Origin of the sequence: Streptomyces sp. NPDC047017 (assembly GCF_040644175.1) — a bacterium.
Lineage (GTDB): Bacteria > Actinomycetota > Actinomycetes > Streptomycetales > Streptomycetaceae > Streptomyces.
Map to the genome: position 1 here is coordinate 33,945 of NZ_JBEYVW010000033.1, position 24,591 is coordinate 58,535.

Below are 24,591 nucleotides of genomic sequence, written 5' to 3' on the forward strand. Positions count from 1 at the left end.
ACGCGAACGACACCGGCCGATCCGTAATTTCCCTTCCAGTCGAGCCCGTTGAGCGGGTGCAGCGGAGGGGGAGGCGGATCATGGGGGCGGATACGGCGGTCATCGCCGGGGAGCGGGCGCGGGGCGCGGCCGGGGAGCGCGTACGGGCCGCACCCGGGGAGCGCGTACAGGACACTCCCGGGGAGCGCATACCGGGCGAGGCAGGCCAGGGGCGGGCGCCCGGGGCGGTGGCGCGATGGACCGGAGGCCCCGCCCGGCGCTCGCGCCGCCGGCTCCGCGCGCTGCTCGCCGCCCTCGTCATCGCGGCCGTGGTGGTGCCGCTGTCGGCGGCGGCCCGCCCCCGCATCCCCGCCCCGGCACCGGCGGTGCTCGCCGCCCCGACATCCGCCACCCTGGCCTCGGCCTACGCGGCCAACCGCGCCAACGCCGCACAGGCCTCCCGCATGGCCGCCGCGCACGGCGACGCGGACCGCGCGGCCACGGACCGGGGCCTGGCCTCCCCCGCCCGCCGGCTGCTCTCCTTCGACGGCCGGGGCCCGGGCCGTGCCACGGAGGTGTTCGGCGACCTGGCGCACGCGGACCGCGTCGCCGTCCTCGTCCCCGGCTCGGACACCTCGCTCGACACCTACGGCCGCTTCCGCGCGGACGCGCTCGGCCTCTTCCGTGAGCTGACCCGCCGGGCCCCCGCCGGAACGCACCCGGCGGTCGTCGCCTGGCTCGGCTACACCACGCCGGAGACGGTCAGCACCACGGTCCTCACCACGGGCCGCGCCGAACAGGCGGCCCCGGGCCTGCGGCGGCTGATCGGTGAACTGCGGGGCGTGACCGGCCCCGGGGCGTCGGTCACCGCGGTGTGCCATTCCTACGGTTCGGTGGTGTGCGGCCGCGCCGCCGCCGGACTGGACGTGTCCGACATCGTCCTGCTCGGCAGCCCCGGCACCGGCGCCGGCTCGGTGGCGGCGCTGCACACCCGGGCCCGCGTCTGGGCGGCCCGCGGCGCCGACGACTGGGTGGCGCACGTGCCGCATGTCCGCGCCGACCTGTTCGGCACGACCCTCGGCTTCGGCACCGACCCCGTCGACCCGGCCTTCGGCGCCCGGATCTTCCCGGCCGGCGACGGCGGCCACAGCGCCTACTTCACCGCCGGTTCCCCGTCCCTGGCCAACCTGGCCCGGATCGCCCTGGGCACCACGCAGGCGGTACGCGGTGAAGGAGGTCCGCGGTGAAGAGGTCCGCGGTGAAGAGGTACGAGGTGACCGACCGCCGCCCCCGCACGCTCCCCCGATCAAGCCGCCCCCACGCGTTCCCCCGATCCGGCCGCCCCCGCACGCTTCCGCGTCCCGCCCGGGTCCGTGCCGCCGCCCGCCGCCTCGACGCCCTCACCCCGCCGCACCGGGACCGGGCGGTGGACGCCCTGCGCGCGTGCGCGATCCTCGGCGTGGTCCTGGGGCACTGGCTGGTCACCGCGCTGGTCGGGGACGCCCGCTCGCACCCCCGCCCGACGCTGCACACCGCGAGTCCCCTGCACTTCATGCCCTGGCTCACACCCGTCTCCTGGGCCTTCCAGACCCTCGCCGTGTTCTTCCTGGTCGGCGGGCACGTGGCCACCCGCAGCCAGCTGTCGGCCCGCGCCCGCGGTGTCGGCTACCCGCAGTGGCTGTACGCCCGCCTGTCCCGCCTGGGCAAGCCGGCCGCCGCCGTGCTGGCCGTGTGGGCGACGGCCGCCGCCGCGCTCCTGCTGTCCGGGGCGGACCCGGACACCGTCCGCGCCCTGGTCAAACTGGCGCTCTCCCCGATGTGGTTCCTGCTGGTCTTCGCCGCGCTGACCGCCGCGACCCCGCTGCTGACCCGGCTCAGTCCGCTGTGGCCGCTGGCCATCGTCCTGCACGTGGACCTGCTGCGGTTCGCCCTCGGCGCCCCCGGCTGGCTCGGCTGGCTGAACCTGCCCGCCGGCTGGCTCGTGCCGTACACCCTGGGCGCGGCCTGGACCCGCGGCGAACTGGAGAGCCGCCGCGCGGGCGCGCTGCTGCTGGGCGGCGGCGCGGCGGCGACCGCCGCACTCGTCGCCTGGGCGGGCTACCCGGCGTCGATGGTCGGCGTCCCGGGTGCCGCGGTCTCCAATCTGGACCCGCCGACGCTGGCCGCCGTCACCTTCGGCCTGGCCCAGTGCGGCCTGGCGCTGCTGCTGCGCGAACGGCTGCGGCGCGCGATGCGCCGCCCGCTTGCCTGGGCGGCGGTGGCCCTGGTCAACCTCTCCGCGATGACGATCTTCCTCTGGCACCAGACCGCCATGATGGCGACCACGGCCCTGGGCCTCCTCGCGGGCCGGCTGCCCGGTCTGCACACCCTCCCCGACGGCCTGGACTGGGTGGCGTACCGCCTGGCCTGGCTGCCGGTCTTCGCGCTGGTCCTGGCCGTCTGCTGGACGGCGTTCCACGGCTGCGAACACGCCGCCGTCCGCCGCCGCTCCTTCCTGGCCCGCCGCCACCGGCCGAAGGCAGGGCACGCGCCAGGACCTAGGGTGGACGCGTGAGCCGAGGGGAGAACCGCGTCCGGCGGGTGCTGCGGACGCTGCGCGAGGATCTGTGGGCCATGGGGGCGGACCCGCTGCCTCCCTCCACCTGGCTGCGCCGGCTGCCGCACGGCCTGGTGTGGCTGGCCGCGGCCGGGGTCCTGGTCGGCGGCCCGGCCCAGCTCCGCGAGGGCGGCGGACTGGCCCTCCCGTACGTGCTCCTCATCTCGTTCGGCCAGAGCGGCGCGGTGGCGCTGGCGCTGTGGCGGCCCGTCGCGGCCTGGTGGGGGTCGACGGCGGTCATGGTGGTGACGGCGGTCGCGCTGCACGACCGGCTGACGGCCGGCTACCTGCGGCCCTGGCCCTGGACGTCGGCCGGGCTCATCGGCCACCTCCTCGTGCTGCTGCTGCTCGCCCTGCGGGTGCGCGCCCGCGTCGCCGTCGAGGCGCTCGCCGTGTCCGCGCTGGTCACCTATGTCCTGGAGGGCCTGTGGGGCGCGGTGAACTACCAGCCCACCGGGATCCCCGCGGTGCTCATGTCCACGGTCGTGGTGGTGCTCGGCGCGGCCCTGCGCGGCCGCCGCGAGGCCCGTGCGGCACTGGGACGGCAGACCACGCTCACCGCCGAGGAGCGGGCCCGCCGCACTCTCCTGGAGGAGCGCAGCCGCATCGCCCGCGAACTCCACGACGTGGTCGCCCACCACATGTCGGTCATCTCCATCCAGGCGCAGGTGGCCCCGCACCTGACCGAGAACCCCTCGGACGAGCTGAAGGAGAACCTCGCCGGGATCCGGCAGAACGCGCTGGAGGCGCTCGCCGAGCTGCGCCGCGTGCTCGGCGTGCTGCGCTCGCCCCACCCCGAGGACCCCTACGGCCTCGGCGAACCGGGCCCCGGTGCGGCGCCGCGGGGCCCGCAGCCCACCCTCGACCGGCTCGGCGCCCTGGTGGAGAACACCCGGGCCGCCGGACTGACGGTCGCCCTGGAGATCGAGGACTCCCGTGGCCGCGCGCAGGCCTATCCGCCCGGCGTGGAGCTGTCGGCGTACCGGATCGTCCAGGAGGCCCTCAGCAACGCCCTGCGGCACGCCCCCGGCTCGACGGTCCGCGTGGAGATCACCCACATACCCGACGGCCTGTGCCTGAGTGTGATCAACTCCCGTCCGCAGCAGCCCGTCCCGCCCTCGCCGGGCGCCGGTCACGGCCTGCTGGGGATGCGTGAACGGGCGGCGATGCTGGGCGGCCACGTGAGCGCGGCCCGGACCCTGCACGGCGGCTTCAACGTCACGGCCTTCCTGCCCCGCGACGGCACCGCCCCCCTCACCGACCCCGGCCCCTGCGTCCTGCCCGTCGTGCACACCGACCCGGCCGGCTCTCCCGTCTTCGTCCTCGAACCACCGCACACGCCCCGCACCCCACCGGACACGCCCCGCACCCCACCGGACACGCCCCGCACCCCGCACGACACGCCCCGCACCCCGCACGACACGCCCCGCACCCCGCACGACACGGCCGGCACCCCGCAGGACACGACCGCTCCGGGCCCGCCGCCCCCGACAGGAGAAGACAGACCATGAGCAGCGGCAGCATCCGCGTCCTCATCGCCGACGACCAGCAGATGGTCCGCCAGGGCTTCACCGTCCTGCTCAACACCCAGCCGGACATCGAGGTGATCGGCCACGCGGTGGACGGCCGGGAGGCCGTCGCCCGGGTCGGGGAACTCGCCCCGGACGTCGTCCTGATGGACATCCGCATGCCCGAGCTGAACGGGATCGAGGCCACCCGCCAGGTCACGGCCCACGCACCGGGCACGCGGGTGCTGGTGCTCACCACCTTCGACCTCGACGAGTACGTGTACGAGGCGCTGTGCGCCGGCGCGTCCGGCTTCCTGCTGAAGGACGCCTCCGCCGACCAGCTGGCCGAGGCGGTGCGGGTGGTCGCGGCCGGTGACGCGCTGCTGGCGCCGGGCATCACCCGCAGGCTGATCGCCGAGTTCTCCCGGATGAACGGCAGACCGCGCGGCCCGCTGAAGGCGCGCGTCGGCGGGCTGACCGAACGGGAGACGGAGGTGCTCGCGCTGATCGCCCAGGGCCTGTCCAACGCGGAGATCGCCGAACGCCTCGTCGTGGCCGAGCAGACGGTGAAGACCCATGTCGGACGCATTCTGGTCAAGCTGGGGCTCAGGGACCGCACCCAGGCGGCGGTGTTCGCGTACGAGTCGGGGCTGGTGCGGCCCACCGGCTACTGAGCACGGACCCCCGCGGGCGTACCCGTAGTACCTGAGAGGGACGCCGCGGAACCCCTCTCACTGGGGACGACCGCCCACCCCGGCTGCGCCTACCGTTTTCACCGTGACCGAGACGACCCAGACGCAGCCGCCGCCGGACGGCCCGTTCAGCCCGTTCAAGCCGCGCAGCCCGGAGTACCGCCTGGCCGCGGACGCGCTGAGCGGACTCCGGCAGGACCTGTTCCACGACGCCTTCGCCTACCGCCCGCTGCGCCTCATGCGCGTCGACGGCCCGCTGACCGGCCGGCTCCCCGCCCGCCTCCGCGAGCGCGCGGCCCACACCCCGCACGCCCTGGTCGCCGGGGCCGGCGTGGTCGCGATGCTCGTCGCCGGGGCGCTCGGCGACCGGACCTGGACGGCGGGGCTGGCCGGTCTGCTGGCCCTGGCGCCGGTGCTGCTCACCCTGACCCGGCCCGTGGGCGCCTTCTGGGTGTCGCTGCCGGCCGCCGCGGCCTCGGTGGTGGTCCTCGGGCCGTTCGAGGACCGGCCCTGGCCGGCCGGCAGCTTCGTGGCGCACCTGACGGTCCTCGTGGTGGTGGCGATACGCACCCGGCCGCGCACGGCGGCCTGGATGTGGGCGCTCACCGCGTTCTACTCGGTCACCGCCGACGCCCTCGTCGGCTACCGCCTGGAGAACAACACGGCGCCCATGCTGCTCCTGTCCGCCCTGGCGCTGCTGGCCGTCGCCGTCCGGCACATACGCAAGGACGCCGAGCAGACGGTGACCGCGCAGCGGACGGTGACCGCGCACGAGCGTTCCCGCCGCACTCTCCTGGAGGAGCGCACCACGATCGCCCGGGAGCTGCACGACGTCGTGGCCCACCACATGTCGGTGGTCGCCATCCAGGCCGAGGCCGCCCCCTACCGGGTGGAGAACCCGCCGCCGGAGCTGGAGAAGGCGTTCGCCACCATCCGGGAGAACGCGGTGGCGGCCCTCACCGAGCTGCGCCGCGTCCTCGGCGTCGTCCGCGCCGAGAACCAGGACGCCCCGGAAGCCCCCCAGCCCACCCTGGCCGACCTCGCCACCCTGCTGGCGAACGTGCGCGAGGCCGGCCTGAGCGTGGAGAAGGCGGTGACCGGCGCGGTGCGGGAACTCCCGCAGGGCGTGGAGCTGTCGGCGTACCGGATCGTCCAGGAGGCCCTGAGCAACACCCTGCGGCACGCGCCCGGGGCGAGCGCCCGGGTCGAGATCGGGTACGTACTGGGCGGGCTGGGACTGCGCGTGGTCAACGGCCCGGCGTCCGAGCCGTCCCTGATCAAGCCCTCGCCCGGCGCCGGGCACGGCATCACCGGGATGCGGGAGCGGGTCACCATGCTGGACGGCGAGATGACCGCGGGCCCGACCGAGGACGGAGGCTACGAGGTGGCGGTGTTCCTGCCGGTGGTGCGGCGGGCCGGCCGGGCGGACGGCGACGGGGCCGCCGCGTGACGACGGACGGGAAGGGCGCGATCCGCGTACTGATCGCGGACGACCAGATGATGGTGCGCGAGGGCTTCTCGGTCCTGCTCAACGCGATGCCGGACATCGAGGTCGTCGGGGAGGCCGTCAACGGGCGGGAGGCGGTGCGGCAGGTGCGCGAACTGGCCCCGGACGTGGTGCTGATGGACATCCGGATGCCCGAGCTGAACGGGATCGAGGCGACCCGGGAGATCGTCGCCGCGGACGGCGCGGCCAAGGTGCTGGTGCTGACCACGTTCGACCTCGACGAGTACGTGTACCAGGCGCTGCGGGCGGGGGCCTCCGGGTTCCTGCTGAAGGACGCCTCGGCGCGGCAGCTCGCCGACGGGGTGCGGGTGGTGGCGGCGGGGGAGGCGCTGCTCGCGCCCTCGGTCACCAGACGGCTGATCACGGAGTTCTCCCGGCTGACCGAACCGCCCCGGCTGGCGGCCACCGGGCAGGCGGTCCAGGGGGATCTGACGGAACGGGAGACGGAGGTGCTGGTCCTGATCGCGCGGGGCCTGTCCAACGCGGAGATGGCGCAGCGGCTGGTGGTGGCCGAGTCGACGGTGAAGACCCATGTGAGCCGGATCCTGGTGAAGCTGGGGCTGCGGGACCGGACGCAGGCGGCGGTGTTCGCGTACGAGGCCCGGCTGGTCACACCGGCCTGAGCGGGAACGCGTCCCTGGGCAGGTCGGTGGGGCGGATCTCTGGGCAGGTCGGGGGAGAGGGGGTTAGCGTCCGTGCATGGCCGTTGCTCCGGACCTCGCGTTCGACCCCTGGGACCCGGCGTTCGTCGCCGACCCCTGCCCCGCCTATGCCGAACTGCGTGCCCGGGGCCGGGTGCTCCACTACGCGCCCAGCGACCAGTGGCTGGTCCCGCACCACGCGGACGTGTCGGCGCTGCTGCGGGACCGGCGGCTGGGCCGGACCTACCAGCACCGGTACACGCACGAGGAGTTCGGCCGTACGCCGCCCGCGCCGGAGCACGAGCCGTTCCACGTCCTCAACGACCACGGGATGCTCGACCTGGAGCCGCCGGACCACACCCGGATCAGGCGCCTGGTGTCGAAGGCGTTCACCCCGCGGACGGTGGAGCGGCTGAAGCCGTATGTGCACAAGCTGGCGGGCGATCTGGTGGCCGGGCTCGTCGAGGCGGGCGGCGGGGACCTGCTGGCGGACGTCGCCGAGCCGCTGCCGGTGGCCGTCATCGCGGAGATGCTGGGCATCCCGGGACCGGACCGGGCGCGGCTGCGGCCCTGGTCGGCGGACATCTGCGGGATGTACGAGCTGAACCCGTCCGAGGAGACGGCGGCGCGGGCGGTGCGGGCGTCGGTGGAGTTCTCGGAGTATCTGCGGGAGCTGATCGCGGCCCGCCGCAAGGAACCGGGCGAGGACCTGATCTCCGGGCTGATCGCCGCGCACGACGAGGGCGACCGGCTGACGGAGCAGGAGCTGATCTCCACGGCCGTGCTCCTGCTCAACGCCGGCCACGAGGCGACGGTGAACGCGACGGTCAACGGCTGGTGGGCGCTGTTCCGCCACCCGGACCAGCTGGCGGCCCTGCGCGCGGACCCCGCGCTGATCCCGTCCGCCGTCGAGGAGCTGATGCGCTACGACACGCCGTTGCAGCTCTTCGAGCGGTGGGTGCTCGACGAGATCGAGATCGACGGCACGGTGCTGCCCCGGGGCGCGGAGGTCGCCCTGCTCTTCGGCTCGGCCAACCACGACCCCGAGGTCTTCGCCGCCCCCGGACGGCTCGACCTCGCCCGCCGCGACAACCCGCACATCTCCTTCAGCGCGGGCATCCACTACTGCATCGGCGCCCCACTGGCCCGGATCGAGCTGGCCGCCTCCATGGCGGCCCTGCTGGAACAGGCCCCGTCCCTCACCCTGGCGGCGGAGCCGGAACGCAAGCCGAACTTCGTGATCAGGGGACTCAGCGACCTGAAGGTCACCCTCTGAACACTCCGTTCCACCCGATTCCGACCGGTTCCACCCGCCTCCACCCGTCCCTCACACGCACAGGACGACCGCGCCGAGCAGCAGGTCGCACACGTCCTGGGCGGCGGCTGCCGTTCCTCGGCCGGCCCACCGCGCCACCCCGAGTGACCGGCGGGCCGGACCCGGCCCGCCCCCCTCACCGCCCCCGGGCCCCCCGCACACCCGGCACCCCGGGCACCCCCGGCACCACCAGCCCCCAGGCCCCCTCCCGCACCGTCCACGTCCGGGTGCGTACGGGACCGGAGACCACCGTGTCCGCGCGGTAGCGGAAGTGGGCGCCCGACACGGTCACCGTGCGCCCCACGGCGCGCAGCGGCGCGGCGTCCGCGCCCACCGACAGCGGGCGCACCTCCACCTCGGCGAACCCGAGGTCCCCCGGGACCACCGAGACCGCCTCCACCGGCCGGTCCAGGTCCACCACGGTCACCCCGTCCACCTCCACCCGCAGCCGGGACGGCTCCGGGCCGGGTTCGGCGGCCGGCCGGGGCGGGCGCGGCACCAGGGTGCGTACCAGGGACTGGCAGGTCCGCAGCCAGGGCCGGGCCGCCCCGACCGGGAGCGCCGGCGCGTCCGCCGGAGCCTCCCGCGCGGCGAGCGGCGGGATGCGCAGCGCGCCCAGCACCACCCCGTCGCTGTCGTCGACGAGCAGGTCCAGGCGCCGTTCGACGCCCTCCAGGACCGCGCGGGCCGCCGCCACCGGGCCGGCCGGCACGCCCAGCGAGCGGGCCAGCGACAGCGCGCCGCCGACCGGCACGACCGACAGCGCGCATTCGGCCAGCTCCCGCTGCCGGTGCAGCAGGGTCACCGCCCGCAGCAGCGCCCGGTCGTCACCGACCACCACCGGCCGCCGCGAGCCGCGCCGCGCCAGCGCGCGGGCGAATTCCTCCGGTCCGTCCGGCAGGCACACCTTGGCGGCGGCACCCGCGCTGAGCACGTCTTTCGCGATCCGTACGGACTCCCCGTCCGTCCGCCGGGCGACCGGGTCGATGACCACCAGCAGCTGTTCGGACGTCGGATAGGTCGCCACCTCGGTCCTGCCTCGCTTCCTCGGGTAGCATCTTTGTGCAAGAGCCCCTTGCGCTATTGCGCCAGGGGCTTCGTCTATTCCGGGGCATCCGGTCCGACGGTTGTGCGGCCAACGACGGTCGCGCGGTGCACGCGGCGGTGAACCCGCGTACGCCCCTGACCCTGGACATGCCCCGCCCGGAAGGGGTGTACGCGCGTGCCCGCACTTGTGCTGCTCGGTGCTCAGTGGGGTGACGAGGGCAAGGGAAAGGCCACCGACCTGCTCGGTGGCTCCGTGGACTATGTGGTGCGTTACCAGGGCGGCAACAACGCCGGCCACACGGTCGTCGTAGGCGACCAGAAGTACGCACTGCACCTCCTGCCCTCCGGCATCCTGTCGCCCGGCTGTACGCCCGTCATCGGGAACGGCGTCGTCGTCGACCCGTCGGTCCTGCTCTCCGAGCTGAGCGGTCTGAACGAGCGCGGCGTCGACACGTCGAAGCTCATGATCAGCGGAAACGCCCACATCATCACGCCGTACAACGTGACCGTGGACAAGGTGACGGAACGCTTCCTCGGAAAGCGGAAGATCGGCACCACCGGGCGCGGCATCGGCCCGACCTACGCGGACAAGATCAACCGCGTGGGCATCCGGGTCCAGGACCTGTACGACGAGTCGATCCTCACCCAGAAGGTGGAGGCGGCCCTCGACATCAAGAACCAGATCCTGACCAAGCTGTTCAACCGGCGCGCGATCGCCGTGGACCAGGTGGTCGAGGAGCTGCTGGGCTACGCCGAGCAGATCGAGCCGTACGTCGCCGACACGGTCCTGATCCTCAACCAGGCCCTGGAGGACGACAAGGTCGTCCTGTTCGAGGGCGGCCAGGGCACCCTGCTCGACATCGACCACGGCACGTACCCCTTCGTGACCTCGTCGAACCCGACCGCGGGCGGCGCCTGCACCGGGGCCGGCGTCGGTCCGACGAAGATCAGCCGGGTCATCGGCATCCTCAAGGCGTACACCACCCGGGTGGGCTCCGGCCCGTTCCCGACCGAGCTGTTCGACGAGGACGGCGAGGCGCTGCGCCGGATCGGCGGCGAGCGGGGCGTGACCACCGGCCGCGACCGCCGCTGCGGCTGGTTCGACGCGGTGATCGCCCGCTACGCCACCCGCGTCAACGGCCTCACCGACTTCTTCCTCACCAAGCTCGACGTACTCACCGGCTGGGAGCAGATCCCGGTCTGCGTGGCCTACGAGATCGACGGCCGCCGGGTCGAGGAGCTGCCGTACTCGCAGACCGACTTCCACCACGCCAAGCCGGTCTACGAGTACCTCCCCGGCTGGCAGGAGGACATCACGAAGGCCAAGACCTTCGCCGACCTGCCGAAGAACGCCCAGGCCTACGTCAAGGCCCTGGAGGAGATGTCCGGCGCCCCGATCTCCGCGATCGGCGTCGGCCCGGGCCGCGACGAGACGATCGAGATCAACTCGTTCATCTGATCCCCCGCGGTCCGCTGCCCGCTTCCCGCGGCAAGCGGCCCACGGAGGCTGCCTGCGGAAAGCAGCCCCGCTCCCACGGCGGCCGACGCCCTCGCGCGCCGGCCGCCGTGGCGTGTGCGGGCGTGGTCCGGCCGCCGTACCGGCTGCGGGCGTGGTCCGGCCGCCGTGCCGGTGGGCCGGTCGGTGTCAGCTGAAGACGATCATCGAGCCCTGCGCCAGGCTCCGCGTGGCCGCCGCGTGCAGGCCCAGCCAGACATGGCGTTCGCGGGCGAAGGGGCTGGGGTCGTAGGGGGCGGGCGCGGCCGGCTGCTCCAGCTCGGTGGGACCGGGGGGCGGCGCCGGCGGGGCCGGGGGGTTGGCCGGGTCGATGCCCAGGCCCGGGGCGACCTGCTCCAGTTCGCGCAGCAGGGCGTGGGAGGAGCCCAGCGGGCCGCCGCCGGCCAGGAGTTCGTCGTTGGACAGGGGGTGCGGGAAGTCCAGCGGGACGTAGGCGCCCGCGTGGTCGTAGTGCCAGACCAGATGGGACTGCTGGGCCGTCGACTCGAACATCTCCAGCAACTGCTCGTAGTCGCCGCCCAGTTCGTCCACCGGGGTCAGCGGCAGGCCGCAGAGCTGGAGGAGATGGGCGCGGCGCAGGAAGTGCAGCGCGTCGTAGTCGAAGCCGGCCACCGGCGCGACCTCCCCGGACAGGCCCGGCATATACGGGTACACCGGCACCGGCGGGAGTCCGTTCTCCGCGAGCGCCTTGTCGTACTGCGCGAGTTCCTCCGCGAACGGGTTGTCGGGGGTGTGGCACAACACGTCGACGAGCGGCACCAACCACAGGTCACAGGCCAATGAGGGCTCCTCACTCAGCGCGAAGCACAGCGGTCAAGGAAGGGTAGTCCGTGCGGCGCGGACCGGCTCCCCCCGTGCACTTCCCTACCCGCTCACCCGGCGGGCAGGCGATCGGCCAGGGCGAGGGAGTGCGCGTGGTACGCGGTGACGATCGCGCGGGCGGCGGGGATATTGGGTTCCGCCAGGGCGTCGACGAGTTCGGTGTGGCCGCACCACAGCACGCCGCGCAGATCCCCGAGCCGGCGCAGCTGCTGCACCGCGCACACCCAGCACTGCAGCCGCAGCCGGTGCAGGAAGTCGGCGAGATGGGCGTTGCCGTACAGGGCGCTCAGTTCGCGCCAGAAGCGCAGGTCGTAGCCGATCAGCACGGTCAGGTCGCCGGCGGCGGCCGCGCGCTGGGCCTCCTCGCCGCGCCGGCGTACGCCCGCGAGCACCACCGCCGTACGCGCCCCCGCAGGCTCCCGCGACTCCCGCGGCACCGCCTTCACGCGGGCGCCCACGTGCCCCGCGCTCCCCGTGCCCGCGCCCCACGCGCCCCCCGGGCCGCTCTCGTCGGCCAGGACCCGGAACATGCCGTCGGTGACCAGGCCGCGGGCCTCGATCATCTCGCGGAAGTCGGCCGCCGAGTACTCGCGCACCCGGAAGCCGCGGTGCTGGTCCGCCTCCAGCAGGCCCTGCGCGGACAGGTCCACCAGCGCCTCGCGCACCGGAGTCGCGGAGACGCCGTACTGCTCGGCTATCTCCTTGACCGTGAACTCCTGCCCGGTCTGCAGCCGTCCGGCCAGCACCTCGTCCCGCAGGGCGTCCGCGATCTGCTGGCGCAGGGTGCTGCGCGTCACGGCGCCGGTGCCGCTGATGCCGGGCATGGTCGGGGGCGTCTCCCTCACGCGTACGAGTGGCGTACTCGTACATCTGTATGTGTACGAGCACGCCACCTTACGCGGTCGGGCAATGGGCTACTCCGTGTGCTCGTCGGCCACGGACAGCGCCGCGTCCAGGGCCGCCAGGCCCTCCTTCAGCTCGGCCTCGGTCACGGTGCACGGCGGCACGACGTGGGTGCGGTTCATGTTGACGAAGGGCCACAGGCCGTGCGCCTTCGCGGCGGCGCCGAAGGCCGCCATCGGCGCGTTCGCCTCGCCGGCCGCGTTGTACGGCACCAGCGGCTCGCGGGTCTCGCGGTTCCTCACCAGCTCCAGCGCCCAGAACATGCCGGTGCCGCGCACCTCGCCGACGCTCGGGTGCCGCTCGGCCAGGTCGCGCAGCCCCGGCCCCACGACCTCGGCGCCGAGCCGCCTGGCGTTCTCGACCACGCCCTCCTCGGCCATCACGCCGATCGTCGCGACGGCCGCCGCACAGGCCAGCGGGTGCCCGGAGTACGTCAGGCCGCCCGGGTAGGGCCGCTTGCCGAAGGTCCCGGCAATCTCCCCGGAGATCGCCACCCCGCCCAGCGGCACATAGCCCGAGTTCACGCCCTTGGCGAAGGTCATCAGGTCCGGCACGACACCGCTCAGGTCCGCCGCGAACCACTCACCGGTCCGCCCGAACCCGGCCATCACCTCGTCCAGCACGAACACGATCCCGTACTTGTCGCACAGCTCGCGCACCCCGGCGAGGTAGCCGGGCGGCGGCACCATGATCCCCGCCGTGCCCGGGACCGTCTCCAGGATGATCGCGGCGACCGTCGAGGGACCCTCGAAGACGATCGTGGTCTCCAGGTGCTCAAGCGCCCGCGCGCACTCCTGCTCCTCGGTCTCGGCGTGGAAGCGGGAGCGGTAGAGGAAGGGCGCCCAGAAGCGGACGACGCCCGCCGAGCCGTTGTCGGAGGCCCAGCGGCGCGGGTCGCCGGTGAGGTTCACGGCCTGCTCGGTGCCGCCGTGGTACGAGCGGTACGCCGACAGCACCTTGGGGCGCCCGGTGTGCAGCCGGGCCATGCGGATCGCGTGCTCGACCGCGTCGGCGCCGCCGTTGGTGAAGAAGATCTTGTCCAGGTCGCCGGGCGTCCGCTCGGCGATCAGCCGGGCCGCCTCCGAGCGCGCCTCGACGGCGAACGCCGGCGCGAACGTCGTCATCGTCGCGGCCTGCTCCTGGATCGCGGCGACGACCTTGGGGTGCTGGTAGCCGATGTTGGTGAAGACGAGTCCGCTGGTGAAGTCGAGGTAGCGCCGGCCGTCGTAGTCCCAGAAGTACGACCCTTCGGCACCGGCCACGGCCGGCGGGTCGATGAGGTCCTGCGCGGACCAGGAGTGGAACACGTGCGCGCGGTCGGCGGCCTTGACGGCGGCACCGGCGGCGGGGTCCGGCCGGCCGGCCGGGGCGAACGGGGAGGGCTGAGGGGTCATGCGGCGAGCGTAGATGTCCGCGCGGGGGAGACGGTATCGGCGGCCTGTCTGCGGTCACGGGCTTTCCGCGACAGGTTGTCGGGGCGTACCGGGAGCGGCCCCGCGCGCTGTGACGCAATCGTGGACGGCGGCCCGCTGACCGCCCCGGGCCCCCGCACTATCCTCGGGCTGACGCAGGGCTGACGCACAGGGGCGTATCGGGGGATATCGGGGGAGGCGGAGCGGCCATGGAGAAGCTGGCGCCCGGCGATCCGCAGCGGATCGGCGCCTACCGGCTGCTGGCCCGCCTCGGGGCCGGCGGCATGGGCCAGGTCTACCTGGCCCGCTCGGACCGGGGCCGCACGGTCGCCGTGAAGCTGGTGCGGGGGGAACTGGCGCGGCGCGAGGAGTTCCGGGCGCGGTTCCGCCGGGAGGTGCGGGCCGCGCGCCGGGTCGGCGGCTCCTGGACGGCGCCGGTGCTGGACGCGGACACCGAGGCCGCCGTGCCGTGGGTCGCCACCGGGTACGTCGCCGGGCCCAGCCTCCAGCGGGTCGTCGGCCACGACCACGGCGCGCTGCCCGAGCGGTCGGTGCGCGTCCTGGCGGCCGGGCTGGCGTGCGCGCTGCGGGACATCCACTCGGCCGGGCTGGTCCACCGCGACCTCAAGCCGTCCAACGTGCTGGTCACCCTCGACGGCCCCCGGGTCATCGACTTCGGCATCGCGCGGGCGCTGGACACCGTCACCGAGGACGGGCTCACCCGCACCGGCGTGCTGGTCGGCTCGCCCGGCTTCATGGCCCCCGAGCAGGTGCGCGGCGGCCGGGTCACGCCCGCCTGCGACGTCTTCTGCCTCGGTTCGGTGCTCGTGTACGCGGCGACCGGCGCCCTGCCCTTCGGCACCGCCGACAGCGGCGTGCACGCGCTGATGTACCGCATCGCCGAGGAGGAACCCGACCTGACGGCGCTCCCCGAGGGCCTCGCCGGCCTGGTCCGCGCCTGCCTGGCGAAGGACCCGGCGGCGCGGCCCACCGTGGACCGGATCCTGCGGGACACCGGCGCCGAGGACGCGGTGCGCGACGGCCGCACCCCCGATCCCTGGCTGCCGAGCGCGCTGGTCGCCCAGCTCGGACGCCACGCGGTCGGGTTGCTGGAGAGGGAGGACCCGGGGGGCGCGGAGAGCCGGGGGGAACCGTCGCCTCCGGTTCCGGCCGAGTCGGCGGCGGCCTCCGCCGGGCGGGCGGCGGCTCCCGCGGACCCGGCGGCGGCTCCGGCCGATCCGGCGATGGCTCCCGCGGACCCGGCGGCGGCTCCGGCCGATCCGGCGATGGCTCCCGCGGACCCGGCGGCGGCTCCGGCCGATCCGGCGGCGGACTCCGCTCCCGGGGTGCCGTACGCCGGTGCTGCGGCATCAGGCGCTGCCGACTCCACGCATACGCCTACGGCCACACCCACACCCACACCCGCCCCCGACCCCGAACACGCGGGAGCCCCCACCCCGCCGCCCGGCGACCCCGGCGGCGACGGCCGTGCCCCGCTGGGCCACCCGCCCACCCCGGCCACCGACCGGGCGACCCCACCGGCCCGACCGACCCCATCGGCCCCACTGGCCCAACCGGTCCCGCCGATCCCCTTAGTCCCGCCGCCCCCACCGCCCGCCCACCCGACGTACGACCACGACGGCGGCCCCGGCACCCCCCAGCCTCACCCCCACCCCTACCCCCACCTCCGACAGCACCCGTGGCCTTCCCTCCACCACTCCCCGCCGCCCGGCGGCCCCCTCCCCGAACCGCCGTCCGCCCCCTACCGCCCCCTCCCCTTCCCGCCCCCGCAGGAGCCCCGCCGCAACGGCCGCTACACCGCCGCGCTGCTCGTGGTGGCGCTGGTCGTGGCGCTGGGCGCGGGCGGCTCGGTGTACGCCCTGATGCGGGGCGGCGGCCAGGACGACCCGAACGGGCCCGGCCCGAACCCCGCCCCCACCGCGACCGACCCGACCGGCCCCGACCCGTCTCCCACGGCCCCCACCGCCTCGCCCGGTACACCGTCCCCAGCGAGCGGAGTGATCCCCTCCGGCTACCTCGGCACCTGGACGGCGACCGTCACCAACGCCTTCGGCGCCAACCCCCGCCGCCTCACCCTCACTCAGGGGCGGGTCGGCGATCCGGTCCTCACCCTGGTCGCCGACGGCCCCACCGCGTCCGGCGGCACCTACCACTGCGACTTCCGGGCCCCGCTCAGCAGTAGGCCGGCCGGCGGCGGCTCACTGGAGATCGGCCCGTCCACCGTGACGACCGGCAAGGAGTCCTCCGGCTGCAGCCCCGGCACGGCCACCGAGATCACCCTCCTGCCGGACGGCGGCCTCCAGCGCGTCAACCCGGACACCGGCGAGGAGCTGACGTACACCCGGCACGGCTGAGCGGGCCGGCCGCCGCGCGGTCACCGCGGCTCCGGCGGCCGCTGGCGCGGCATGTTCGGGCGCGCGCCGCCGGGCGGCAGCGGGAAGCGGCCCTGCCCGGCGGCGCCCACCTCCGGCCGCCCGCCGCCCGCCACCGCCGACTGGAGCCCCATGGGGGCCGCGCCGATACGGAACTCGACCATCCAGTCCGCCGTCTCGGTGCGCACCAGCTCGGTCACGTCCTCCGAGAAGCGCCGCAGCACCCCCAGGCACCGCTCGGCGGCCTCGCCGGCCGTCCCCTCGGTCGGGCCCAGCACCTCCCGGACGCTCTCCGACGCCCAGTCGAACTGGAGCAGTTGCAACCGCCGCTGGACGGCCTGCGCGGTCGCCACGTCCCGCATCCACCCCGAGGTCACCCCGAAGTACCGGTCGATGCCGACGCACGCCCCCGACAGCAGCAGCGCCAGGTACCCCCAGGGCGCGATCCCGCCGAGCACCCCGGTCAGGTCCAGCAACGGCAGCCCCGCCCCGGCGACCGCGCCCACCGCGGCCCCGCACCGCAGCACCCGCGCCCCGCGCCGCTTGCCCACCCGCTCCGCGAGGTACCAGGCCGCGGTCTGCAGGGCGCCCCGCTCCACCCACCGGTACAGCTCGTCCAGCCGCTGGGCCGGCTCGCCCCAGTCGCCGAGCGGGAACGGCCGCCCGGTCAGGTCGCCCGGCCGCGGTCCGGCCGCCCCGTCGCCCCGCCCGTCCCGAGGCGGACGCTCGGGCTGCATCTCCGGCTGACCCACCCGGCACTCCCTACTGGTCACGGTCTGTGAGGCCCTGCCGGGCACGTGCGATCGCGGTCGGTGACCCCGGCGGACCCGCCGGACCCCTTCCTACCGCCCAATGGGTGGCGAAGAGGAAGGAAGCACCGCTTTTCCGTCCGGAAGAGGGCCTTGATCAGGTATAGGACTCCCCCGGAACGCACCGGAACTCACTCGAAAGAGTGGCGGAGCGCTGCCCGCCCGGACCACGTAGGCTCGTGCCAGCGGGGATTCGCCGGGTGACCGGCGGCCGCTCCCCGCCCCGGGCGAGCCGTCCGGGCGAGCCGTACGAACGCAGGAGCTGATCGTGATTCCCGGTGGTGGCCAGCCCAACATGCAGCAGCTGCTCCAGCAGGCCCAGAAGATGCAGCAGGACCTGGCGCGGGCCCAGGAGGAACTGGGGCGGACCGAGGTCGAAGGGCAGGCGGGCGGCGGCCTGGTGAAGGCCACCGTCACCGGCGCGGGCGAGCTGCGCGGCCTCACGATCGACCCCAAGGCGGTGGATCCGGAGGACACCGAGACCCTCGCCGACCTGATCGTCGCGGCCGTCCAGGCGGCCAACGAGAACGCCCAGGCCCTCCAGCAGCAGAAGCTCGGCCCGCTGGCCCAGGGCCTCGGCGGCGGCAGCGGTATCCCCGGGCTGCCTTTCTAGGCCGCCCGCGGGCAACTACCGTACGAACCGAAGCACTCCAGCAGACACCGAAGCACTCCAGCAGCACCGAAGCACCCGGGCGCACCGCAGCACCCGGGCCCCGCAGGAAGGACGGCAGTCCGTTGTACGAAGGCGTGGTCCAGGACCTCATCGACGAGCTGGGGCGGCTGCCCGGCGTCGGTCCCAAGAGCGCGCAGCGGATCGCCTTCCACATCCTGCAGGCGGAGCCGACGGACGTACGGCGGCTCGCCCAGGCCCTGCTGGAGGTCAAGGCGAAGGTCCGCTTCTGCGCGGCCTGCGGCAACGTGGCGCAGGAGGAGCTGTGCGGCATCTGCCGCGACAGCCGCCGCGACCCCGCCGTGATCTGCGTCGTCGAGGAGCCCAAGGACGTCGTCGCGATCGAGCGCACCCGCGAGTTCCGCGGCCGTTACCACGTCCTCGGCGGGGCGATCAGCCCGATCGAGGGCGTCGGCCCGGACGACCTGCGCATCCGCGAACTGCTGGCCCGCCTCGCCGACGGCACGGTCACGGAACTCATCCTGGCCACCGACCCCAATCTCGAAGGCGAGGCGACGGCGACGTACCTCGCCCGCATGATCAAGCCCATGGGCCTGAAGGTCACCCGCCTGGCCAGCGGCCTCCCGGTGGGTGGTGACCTGGAATACGCGGACGAGGTGACCCTCGGCCGCGCCTTCGAGGGGAGACGACTCCTAGATGTCTGACGCCACGCTGCACGCGACCAGCCAGAATCCCGACGACTTCGCGGTCCAGATCGCCGACCAGATCGAGAGCTTCCTGGTCGCCGTCTCCGAGGTCGCCAAGGGCGACGAGCCCGACTCCGCGGTGCCCTTCCTCCTCCTCGAAGTCTCCCAGCTGCTGCTGGCCGGCGGCCGGCTCGGCGCGCACGAGGACATCGTCCCCGACGAGCGCTACGAGCCCGATCCCGGACCCGAGCAGGACGTGGACGTCCTGCGCGAGAACCTGGCCCGCCTGCTGGAGCCGATCGACGTCTACTCCGAGGTCTTCGACCCCTACGAGCCGCGCCGCGCCCCGGTGCCCGCCCGTATCTCGGACGACCTCGCGGACGTCATGGCCGACCTGCGCCACGGCATGGCCCACTACCGCGCGGGCCGCACCACCGAGGCCCTGTGGTGGTGGCAGTTCTCCTACTTCTCCAACTGGGGCGGCACCGCCTCCGCCACCCTGCGCGCCCTCCAGTCGCTGGTCGCGCACGTCCGCCTCAACCAGCCCCTGGCGGAGCTGGACGGCCTCGACACCGACCAGGGCATCGGTGACGAGACCCTGGAGTTCGAGGCCGGGCAGGTCATGGCGGAGGAGATCGGCGGCCCGCTGGGCCTGCGCGGCGCGGGCCAGTAGCACCGCGGGCGCGAGCCGGTAGTACCGATGCGCGGGCCGGCGGGGCCGGGTACCCGGCGCCGCCGGGACGGCGCGCGTGACGCCGTGTGACGCCGCCCACGTTCCGAGTGCCGGTCCGCCTCCTGGGCATGAGCTGTCCTGACCGGCGGGCGCCGGACATCTCACGATGCGATATCGCAGAAGGGAGATTCGGACGCTCGATAGACTGAGCCGACCGCACCGCACCTGCGTATGTGCGGGAGCACACGGACTGAGCGAGGAGCGCACGTGGGCCTTGTCGTGCAGAAGTACGGAGGCTCCTCCGTAGCCGATGCCGAGGGCATCAAGCGCGTCGCCAAGCGGATCGTGGAAGCCAAGAAGAACGGCAACCAGGTGGTTGTCGTGGTCTCCGCGATGGGCGACACGACGGACGAGCTGATCGATCTCGCCGAACAGGTATCCCCGATGCCTGCCGGGCGTGAGTTCGACATGCTGCTGACCGCCGGGGAGCGCATCTCCATGGCGCTGCTGGCCATGGCGATCAAGAACCTGGGCCACGAGGCCCAGTCCTTCACCGGCAGCCAGGCAGGTGTGATCACCGACTCGGTCCACAACAAGGCCCGGATCATCGACGTCACGCCGGGCCGCATCCGGACCGCGCTGGACGAGGGCAACATCGCCATCGTCGCCGGTTTCCAGGGTGTCAGCCAGGACAAGAAGGACATCACCACGCTAGGGCGGGGCGGCTCCGACACGACCGCCGTGGCCCTCGCCGCCGCCCTCGACGCCGAGGTCTGCGAGATCTACACCGACGTCGACGGTGTGTTCACCGCCGACCCGCGCGTGGTGAAGAAGGCCCGGAAGATCGAGTGGATCTCGTTCGAGGACATGCTCGAACTGGCCGCCTCCGGGTCCAAGGTGCTGCTCCACCGGTGTGTGGAGTACGCCCGCCGGTACAACATCCCGATCCACGTCCGCTCCTCCTTCAGCGGGCTGCAGGGCACGTGGGTCAGCAGCGAGCCGATCGAGCAAGGGGACAAGCAGGTGGAGCAGGCCATCATCTCCGGTGTCGCGCACGACACCTCCGAGGCCAAGATCACGGTCGTCGGCGTGCCGGACAAGCCCGGCGAGGCCGCCTCCATCTTCCGTACGATCGCCGATGCCGAGATCAACATCGACATGGTCGTGCAGAACGTGTCCGCCGCCTCCACCGGCCTGACGGACATCTCCTTCACGCTGCCCAAGGCCGAGGGCCGCAAGGCCATCGACGCGCTGGAGAAGAACCGCCCGGGCATCGGCTTCGACTCGCTGCGCTACGACGACCAGATCGGCAAGATCTCCCTGGTCGGCGCGGGCATGAAGACCAACCCGGGCGTCACGGCCGACTTCTTCACCGCGCTGTCCGACGCGGGCGTGAACATCGAGCTGATCTCGACCTCCGAGATCCGCATCTCGGTGGTCACCCGCAAGGACGACGTGGCGGAGGCCGTCCGCGCCGTGCACAGCGCCTTCGGGCTCGACACCGAGAGCGACGAGGCCGTCGTCTACGGCGGCACCGGGCGATGACCGTCCCCCGCCGGGACGCCGGGCACGGAGGCGTACGACGATGACCGCCCGACCGGCGCTCGCGGTCGTGGGAGCGACCGGGGCCGTCGGCACGGTCCTGCTCCAGATCCTGTCCCAGCGCGCGGACATCTGGGGCGAGATCCGCCTGATCGCCTCCCCGCGCTCGGCCGGCCGCAAGCTGACCGTGCGCGGTGAGCAGGTCGAGGTCGTCGCGCTGGACGAGGACGCCTTCACCGGGGTGGACATCGCCCTGTTCGGCGTCCCCGACGAGATCGCCGCCCGGTGGGCGCCCGTCGCGGCGGCCGCGGGCGCGGTCGTCGTCGACCACTCCGGGGTCTTCCGCACCGACCCCGACGTCCCGCTGGTCGTCCCCGAGATCAACGCGCACGCGGTGCGCCGCCGGCCGCGCGGGATCGTCTCCAGCCCGGACTGCGCCACGCTCACCATGATCGTGGCGCTGGGCGCGCTGCACGCCGAGTTCGGGCTGCGCGAGCTGGTGGTCTCCTCGTACCAGGCGGCGAGCCAGGCCGGGCACGCGGGCGTGCGGACGCTGCGCGGCCAGCTCTCGCTGGTCGCCGGCACCGACCTGGGCACGGGCCCCGGTGACGTACGGCGGGCGGTCGGGGACGACACCGGGCCGTTCCCGGAGCCGGTCGCGCTGAACGTCGTGCCGTGGGCCGGGACGCTGTGCGACGAGGGCTGGTCCTCGCAGGAGATGGCGGTGCGCGCGGAGACCCGCAAGATCCTCGGCCTGCCGCAGCTCCCGGTCGCCGTGACCTGCGTACGCGTCCCGGTGATCACCACGCACTCGCTCACCGTGCACGCCCGCTTCGAGGGCGAGGTCACCGTCGACAAGGCCCGCGAGATCATCGCCACCGCCCCCGGGGTGGTGCTCTACGACGATCCGGCCGCGGGCGAGTTCCCCACCCCCGCCGACGTGGTGGGCACCGATCCGACGTGGGTGGGGCGGGTGCGGCGCGCGCTCGACGACCCCACCGCGCTCGAACTCTTCGTCTGCGGGGACAACCTGCGCAAGGGCGCCGCGCTCAACATGGCGCAGATCGCGGAGCTGGTGGCGGCCGGGCCGGAGTGAGCCGTGGGCCGGATCGCCGGAAGGGCCGCCGAGGGGCCCGCCGCAAGAAAGTCATGGCCATGACCGGGTTCCTTTGTAGGATTATGAGAATTCGGTAGGAGAACGGGGCCCGGCTGCCGGCCGGTCCCCACCGGAACCGTGCCGCCCCGGCGCCCGACGAGTCCTCTCCCCGCCTTCCGCAACCACGCGGAGGGCGGGGAGCGTCTTTGCGGACGCCCTTCGGGGGCGCGGGGCCGCCGCGGGGCGTGGGGGCGCCCCCGGGACGTCTCGCGGCCTGTCCCGGCAGGCCGTGACCTAGGGGAAGAGCGGAACGGATGAGGGCAAGTGGGGCGCAGGCCGTGGCGCCGCCCGACGCGCGACCGGCGTCGGCCGCGGCACCCGGCTCGCCCGGGGCGAACGTGACGCCCGGCGCGTACAACCCCCGAGGGGGGCGGCGTGTCCAACTGGCGTGGCAGAGGTACTCGACTTCGGCGCGGCCCCCCGCGGCACCGCTCTCCGGCCGCCCCGTCCGGGGCTGCGACCGCGTATGCCCGTACCCGGGACGTTCGACCAGCCGGGTCCGTCCGGGCCGTCTCGTCCAGCCGGTCCAGCCGGTCCGTCCGGGCCGGCTCGTCCGTCCGGTCCGTCCGGCGGCATGCCGGTGATCGCCCCCATGCCCGCCGCGCGGCCCGCCCGCATCCCGAACCAGCGCGAGGGCGCCGCGGAGACCGCGGCGGCCGGTACCACCGTCGACCACCTCACCGAGACCTACCGCGCCCACTACCGCTCCCTGCTGGGCCTGGCCGCCCTCCTCCTCGACGACACCGCCTCGTGCGAGGACGTCGTCCAGGAGGCGTTCATCCGCGTCCACTCGGCCCGCAAGCGCGTCCGCGAGCCGGAGAAGACCCTCGCCTATCTGCGGCAGACGGTCGTCAACCTTTCGCGCTCCGCGCTGCGCCGCCGCATCCTCGGCCTCAAGCTGCTGTCCAAGCCGATGCCGGACATGGCCAGCGCCGAGGAGGGCGCCTACGACCAGCTGGAGCGTGACTCGCTGATCCAGGCCATGAAGGGCCTGCAACGCCGCCAGCGCGAGGTGCTGGTGCTGCGCTACTTCGCCGACATGACCGAGGCGCAGGTCGCCGAGACCCTCGGGATATCCATCGGCTCGGTCAAGGCGTACGGCTCGCGCGGTATCGCCGCGCTCCGGATCGCCATGGAGGCCCGGGCATGACGGAGCACGCCGAGGGGCACGACGGGCACGAGCGGCGGGACACGCCGGGGCGCCACGGACCCACGGAACGGCCGGAGCCGGAACGGTTGGACCCGGAACGGTCGGAGCCGGAACGGTCGGAGCCGACGCGGCCGCCGCGGGGGCGCCAGAACACGCCGACGCACGCTGGGAACGCAACAGTGAACGACAGCCCCGACGCACAGGGCCCCGAAGGGCTCGACCCGGACGAGCTGGCCCTGCGCGGGATGCTGCACCGGGCGGTCGAGGAGGTCGAGCCGCGCGACGGCACGCTGGACCACCTGCGGCGCGCGGTCCCCGCCCGGCGGGCCCGCAAGCGGCACGCGGCCGTCGGCATGGCCGCCGCGGCCCTCTTCCTCGGCACCGCCGTCCCGGCGCTGGTGCATGTCTCCGACACCGCCTCCGACACCGGTACGGCCATGGCGGGCCAGGCCACCCGGGCCCGGGGCGGTACCGGCCACGGCAAGGACCCGGACGGCGGACGGGGCCCGTCCGGCGGCGCCACGGGCACGGACGGCGGCCGGGACGCGGGCGGCCGCACGGGCGGTCCCGGGGGCGGCGGGAGCACCGCGTCCGGCGGCGTCCCGGGCGACGTCACGGGCGATCCCTCGGCCTCCGCCCGCACCGGCGCCCCCATGTGCACGGCGGCCCAGCTCGGCGCCGCCACGGCGACCGTCGGCGCCCCCGACGCCTCGGGCGCCGTCTACGGGGCGTTCCACATCACCAACGTCTCCTCCGCCGGCTGTACCGTCGGCGGCCCGGGCACGGTGACCGTACGCGCCCAGGGCGCGGCCGACGCCTCTCGGGTCAGCTCGGTGCAGCACACCGACGGTGACGCGGCGGCCGGGCTGCCCGGCCTGTCCACCGAGGTCTCCGGGCTGGTCCTGTCGCCGGGTACGGCGTACGAGGTGAAGTTCGCCTGGGTGCCCGCCGAGAGCTGTCCCACCGGCGGCGGCAGTGGTGGCGGCGGCACCGAGACCGGCGGTCCCTCGCCCGACCCCTCGCCCAGCCAGGGCCCGAGCGCGACGGGCGGCCCGGCGGCCGCGGGCGACGGCGGCCCCGCGCCCCAGCTCGTACGGGAGGAGGCCGGCGGGAAACCGGAGGGCAGCGTCCTGGTCTCGCACACCCCGGAGGCCGGCTCCCCGGCGGTCTCGGTGACGGTCCCGGACGCCTGCGCGGGCACGGTCTACCGGACCGGGGTGCTGGCGACGTCGGGGTCCTAGTACTGCAACGGTGGTTGTTCTGATTGCTGGGCAGTTCAGGGGCTGTGCCCGCGTCGTTTGCAGTGACTGGCCCGGGCTTGGTGCTGGCGTCTGCGGCGCCATGTCGACCAGTGCAGGATGTGGTCAACCGGGGTGGGTCGGCGGTTGGTGAGGCGGGTAATCAGTCGTCGGATTTCGGCGAGGCTGAGGTGGATGAGCTGGGAGGATCCGTTTCTGCTTTCCCGATGTCCAGCTGGCGGGCCCGCAGGACGGTGAGGCAGGCGTGGGCGGCCATGGCGAGGGTCATGTGGCGATGCCAGCCGGGATAGCGGCGGACCTGGTAGTCGTCCAGGCCGCACTCCTGCTTCGCCGTCTGGAAGCACTCCTCAACAG

21 protein-coding genes and 1 pseudogene are annotated in these 24,591 nt (G+C 74.3%); 16 read left to right on the top strand and 6 right to left on the bottom strand.

The features are described from left to right. Positions 1-80 precede the first annotated feature (80 nt). The 7 genes from ABZ858_RS35840 (at position 81) to ABZ858_RS35870 (ending at position 8,199) form a co-directional block, all read left to right on the top strand. Complete coding sequence (locus tag ABZ858_RS35840) at positions 81-1,226, top strand: alpha/beta hydrolase (protein WP_361388748.1); 1,146 nt, start codon at positions 81-83, stop codon at positions 1,224-1,226. Beyond that, positions 1,223-2,533: an acyltransferase gene (locus tag ABZ858_RS35845; protein ID WP_361388751.1), complete on the top strand. Its 1,311-nt coding sequence runs from the start codon at positions 1,223-1,225 to the stop codon at positions 2,531-2,533. The genes ABZ858_RS35840 and ABZ858_RS35845 overlap by 4 nt, the downstream gene beginning before the upstream one ends. A gap of 59 nt (positions 2,534-2,592) precedes the next feature. Beyond that, the gene (locus ABZ858_RS35850; protein WP_361388815.1) at positions 2,593-4,086 is read left to right on the top strand and encodes a sensor histidine kinase; all 1,494 of its coding nucleotides are present in this window, start codon (positions 2,593-2,595) and stop codon (positions 4,084-4,086) included. Continuing rightward, positions 4,083-4,757 carry a response regulator transcription factor gene (locus ABZ858_RS35855; protein ID WP_361388754.1) on the top strand — a complete coding sequence of 225 codons (675 nt, stop codon included), beginning with the start codon at positions 4,083-4,085 and terminating at the stop codon, positions 4,755-4,757. The genes ABZ858_RS35850 and ABZ858_RS35855 overlap by 4 nt, the downstream gene beginning before the upstream one ends. Positions 4,758-4,860: 103 nt before the next feature. Beyond that, complete coding sequence (locus tag ABZ858_RS35860; RefSeq protein ID WP_361388757.1) at positions 4,861-6,225, top strand: histidine kinase; 1,365 nt, start codon at positions 4,861-4,863, stop codon at positions 6,223-6,225. Next, positions 6,222-6,905 (top strand): response regulator transcription factor, encoded by a 684-nt coding sequence (locus ABZ858_RS35865; RefSeq protein ID WP_361388760.1) that lies wholly within the window; start codon positions 6,222-6,224, stop codon positions 6,903-6,905. Before ABZ858_RS35860 ends, ABZ858_RS35865 begins: the two co-directional genes overlap by 4 nt. A 76-nt stretch (positions 6,906-6,981) precedes the next feature. Continuing rightward, on the top strand, positions 6,982-8,199 hold the full coding sequence (locus ABZ858_RS35870; protein ID WP_361388763.1) for a cytochrome P450: 1,218 nt from the start codon (positions 6,982-6,984) through the stop codon (positions 8,197-8,199). A 175-nt stretch (positions 8,200-8,374) separates the two neighbouring features. Here ABZ858_RS35870 and ABZ858_RS35875 read toward each other — a convergent pair whose 3' ends face one another. Continuing rightward, the gene (locus ABZ858_RS35875) at positions 8,375-9,265 is read right to left on the bottom strand and encodes a diacylglycerol kinase family protein (protein WP_361388766.1); all 891 of its coding nucleotides are present in this window, start codon (positions 9,263-9,265) and stop codon (positions 8,375-8,377) included. Between the two features lie 195 nt (positions 9,266-9,460). Between ABZ858_RS35875 and ABZ858_RS35880 the strand changes: the two genes are divergently transcribed. After that, entirely contained in the window at positions 9,461-10,744 is a 1,284-nt protein-coding gene (locus ABZ858_RS35880) for an adenylosuccinate synthase (RefSeq protein WP_361388769.1), read from the top strand. A 186-nt stretch (positions 10,745-10,930) separates the two neighbouring features. Here ABZ858_RS35880 and ABZ858_RS35885 read toward each other — a convergent pair whose 3' ends face one another. The 3 genes from ABZ858_RS35885 to ABZ858_RS35895 form a co-directional block, all read right to left on the bottom strand. Then, entirely contained in the window at positions 10,931-11,581 is a 651-nt protein-coding gene (locus ABZ858_RS35885) for a hypothetical protein (protein ID WP_361388772.1), read from the bottom strand. Between the two features lie 92 nt (positions 11,582-11,673). After that, positions 11,674-12,447 carry a GntR family transcriptional regulator gene (locus ABZ858_RS35890; protein WP_361388775.1) on the bottom strand — a complete coding sequence of 258 codons (774 nt, stop codon included), beginning with the start codon at positions 12,445-12,447 and terminating at the stop codon, positions 11,674-11,676. A 90-nt stretch (positions 12,448-12,537) separates the two neighbouring features. After that, complete coding sequence (locus ABZ858_RS35895; RefSeq protein ID WP_361388778.1) at positions 12,538-13,920, bottom strand: aspartate aminotransferase family protein; 1,383 nt, start codon at positions 13,918-13,920, stop codon at positions 12,538-12,540. A gap of 227 nt (positions 13,921-14,147) precedes the next feature. On the opposite strand from ABZ858_RS35895, the gene ABZ858_RS35900 reads away from it, so the two are divergent. Next, entirely contained in the window at positions 14,148-16,313 is a 2,166-nt protein-coding gene (locus tag ABZ858_RS35900; RefSeq protein WP_361388781.1) for a serine/threonine-protein kinase, read from the top strand. A 20-nt stretch (positions 16,314-16,333) separates the two neighbouring features. Here the strand turns inward: ABZ858_RS35900 and ABZ858_RS35905 are convergent, their stop codons facing one another. Further along, positions 16,334-17,083: an SLATT domain-containing protein gene (locus ABZ858_RS35905; protein ID WP_361388784.1), complete on the bottom strand. Its 750-nt coding sequence runs from the start codon at positions 17,081-17,083 to the stop codon at positions 16,334-16,336. A 325-nt stretch (positions 17,084-17,408) separates the two neighbouring features. Here ABZ858_RS35905 and ABZ858_RS35910 point away from each other — a divergent pair, with 325 nt between their 5' ends. The 7 genes from ABZ858_RS35910 (at position 17,409) to ABZ858_RS35940 (ending at position 24,219) form a co-directional block, all read left to right on the top strand. After that, positions 17,409-17,753 (top strand): YbaB/EbfC family nucleoid-associated protein, encoded by a 345-nt coding sequence (locus ABZ858_RS35910; RefSeq protein WP_361388787.1) that lies wholly within the window; start codon positions 17,409-17,411, stop codon positions 17,751-17,753. 122 nt (positions 17,754-17,875) lie between these two features. Then, positions 17,876-18,475, top strand: a complete 600-nt coding sequence (recR, locus tag ABZ858_RS35915; RefSeq protein WP_361388790.1) for a recombination mediator RecR — start codon at positions 17,876-17,878, stop codon at positions 18,473-18,475. Beyond that, positions 18,468-19,130 carry a DUF5063 domain-containing protein gene (locus ABZ858_RS35920; RefSeq protein WP_361388793.1) on the top strand — a complete coding sequence of 221 codons (663 nt, stop codon included), beginning with the start codon at positions 18,468-18,470 and terminating at the stop codon, positions 19,128-19,130. The genes recR and ABZ858_RS35920 overlap by 8 nt, the downstream gene beginning before the upstream one ends. A gap of 267 nt (positions 19,131-19,397) precedes the next feature. After that, positions 19,398-20,675, top strand: coding sequence for an aspartate kinase (locus ABZ858_RS35925; RefSeq protein ID WP_361388796.1), 1,278 nt, complete (start codon positions 19,398-19,400; stop codon positions 20,673-20,675). Positions 20,676-20,715: 40 nt separating this feature from the next. Beyond that, on the top strand, positions 20,716-21,768 hold the full coding sequence (locus ABZ858_RS35930) for an aspartate-semialdehyde dehydrogenase (RefSeq protein WP_361388799.1): 1,053 nt from the start codon (positions 20,716-20,718) through the stop codon (positions 21,766-21,768). A gap of 634 nt (positions 21,769-22,402) precedes the next feature. Then, positions 22,403-22,978, top strand: coding sequence for a SigE family RNA polymerase sigma factor (locus ABZ858_RS35935; RefSeq protein WP_361388802.1), 576 nt, complete (start codon positions 22,403-22,405; stop codon positions 22,976-22,978). Between the two features lie 179 nt (positions 22,979-23,157). Further along, positions 23,158-24,219, top strand: a complete 1,062-nt coding sequence (locus ABZ858_RS35940) for a hypothetical protein (RefSeq protein ID WP_361388804.1) — start codon at positions 23,158-23,160, stop codon at positions 24,217-24,219. A 160-nt stretch (positions 24,220-24,379) separates the two neighbouring features. On the opposite strand, the pseudogene ABZ858_RS35945 reads toward ABZ858_RS35940, so the two are convergent. Then, positions 24,380-24,591: pseudogene (locus tag ABZ858_RS35945) on the bottom strand (IS701 family transposase); the annotation flags it as partial.

Coding starts and splice junctions, on each gene's coding strand:
- ABZ858_RS35840 (WP_361388748.1), top strand. CDS start 81: ATGGGGGCGGATACGGCGGTCATCGCCGGGGAGCGGGCGCGGGGCGCG.
- ABZ858_RS35850 (WP_361388815.1), top strand. CDS start 2,593: ATGGGGGCGGACCCGCTGCCTCCCTCCACCTGGCTGCGCCGGCTGCCG.
- ABZ858_RS35855 (WP_361388754.1), top strand. CDS start 4,083: ATGAGCAGCGGCAGCATCCGCGTCCTCATCGCCGACGACCAGCAGATG.
- ABZ858_RS35870 (WP_361388763.1), top strand. CDS start 6,982: ATGGCCGTTGCTCCGGACCTCGCGTTCGACCCCTGGGACCCGGCGTTC.
- ABZ858_RS35890 (WP_361388775.1), bottom strand. CDS start 12,447: ATGCCCGGCATCAGCGGCACCGGCGCCGTGACGCGCAGCACCCTGCGC.
- ABZ858_RS35895 (WP_361388778.1), bottom strand. CDS start 13,920: ATGACCCCTCAGCCCTCCCCGTTCGCCCCGGCCGGCCGGCCGGACCCC.
- ABZ858_RS35900 (WP_361388781.1), top strand. CDS start 14,148: ATGGAGAAGCTGGCGCCCGGCGATCCGCAGCGGATCGGCGCCTACCGG.
- ABZ858_RS35920 (WP_361388793.1), top strand. CDS start 18,468: ATGTCTGACGCCACGCTGCACGCGACCAGCCAGAATCCCGACGACTTC.
- ABZ858_RS35930 (WP_361388799.1), top strand. CDS start 20,716: ATGACCGCCCGACCGGCGCTCGCGGTCGTGGGAGCGACCGGGGCCGTC.
- ABZ858_RS35935 (WP_361388802.1), top strand. CDS start 22,403: ATGCCGGTGATCGCCCCCATGCCCGCCGCGCGGCCCGCCCGCATCCCG.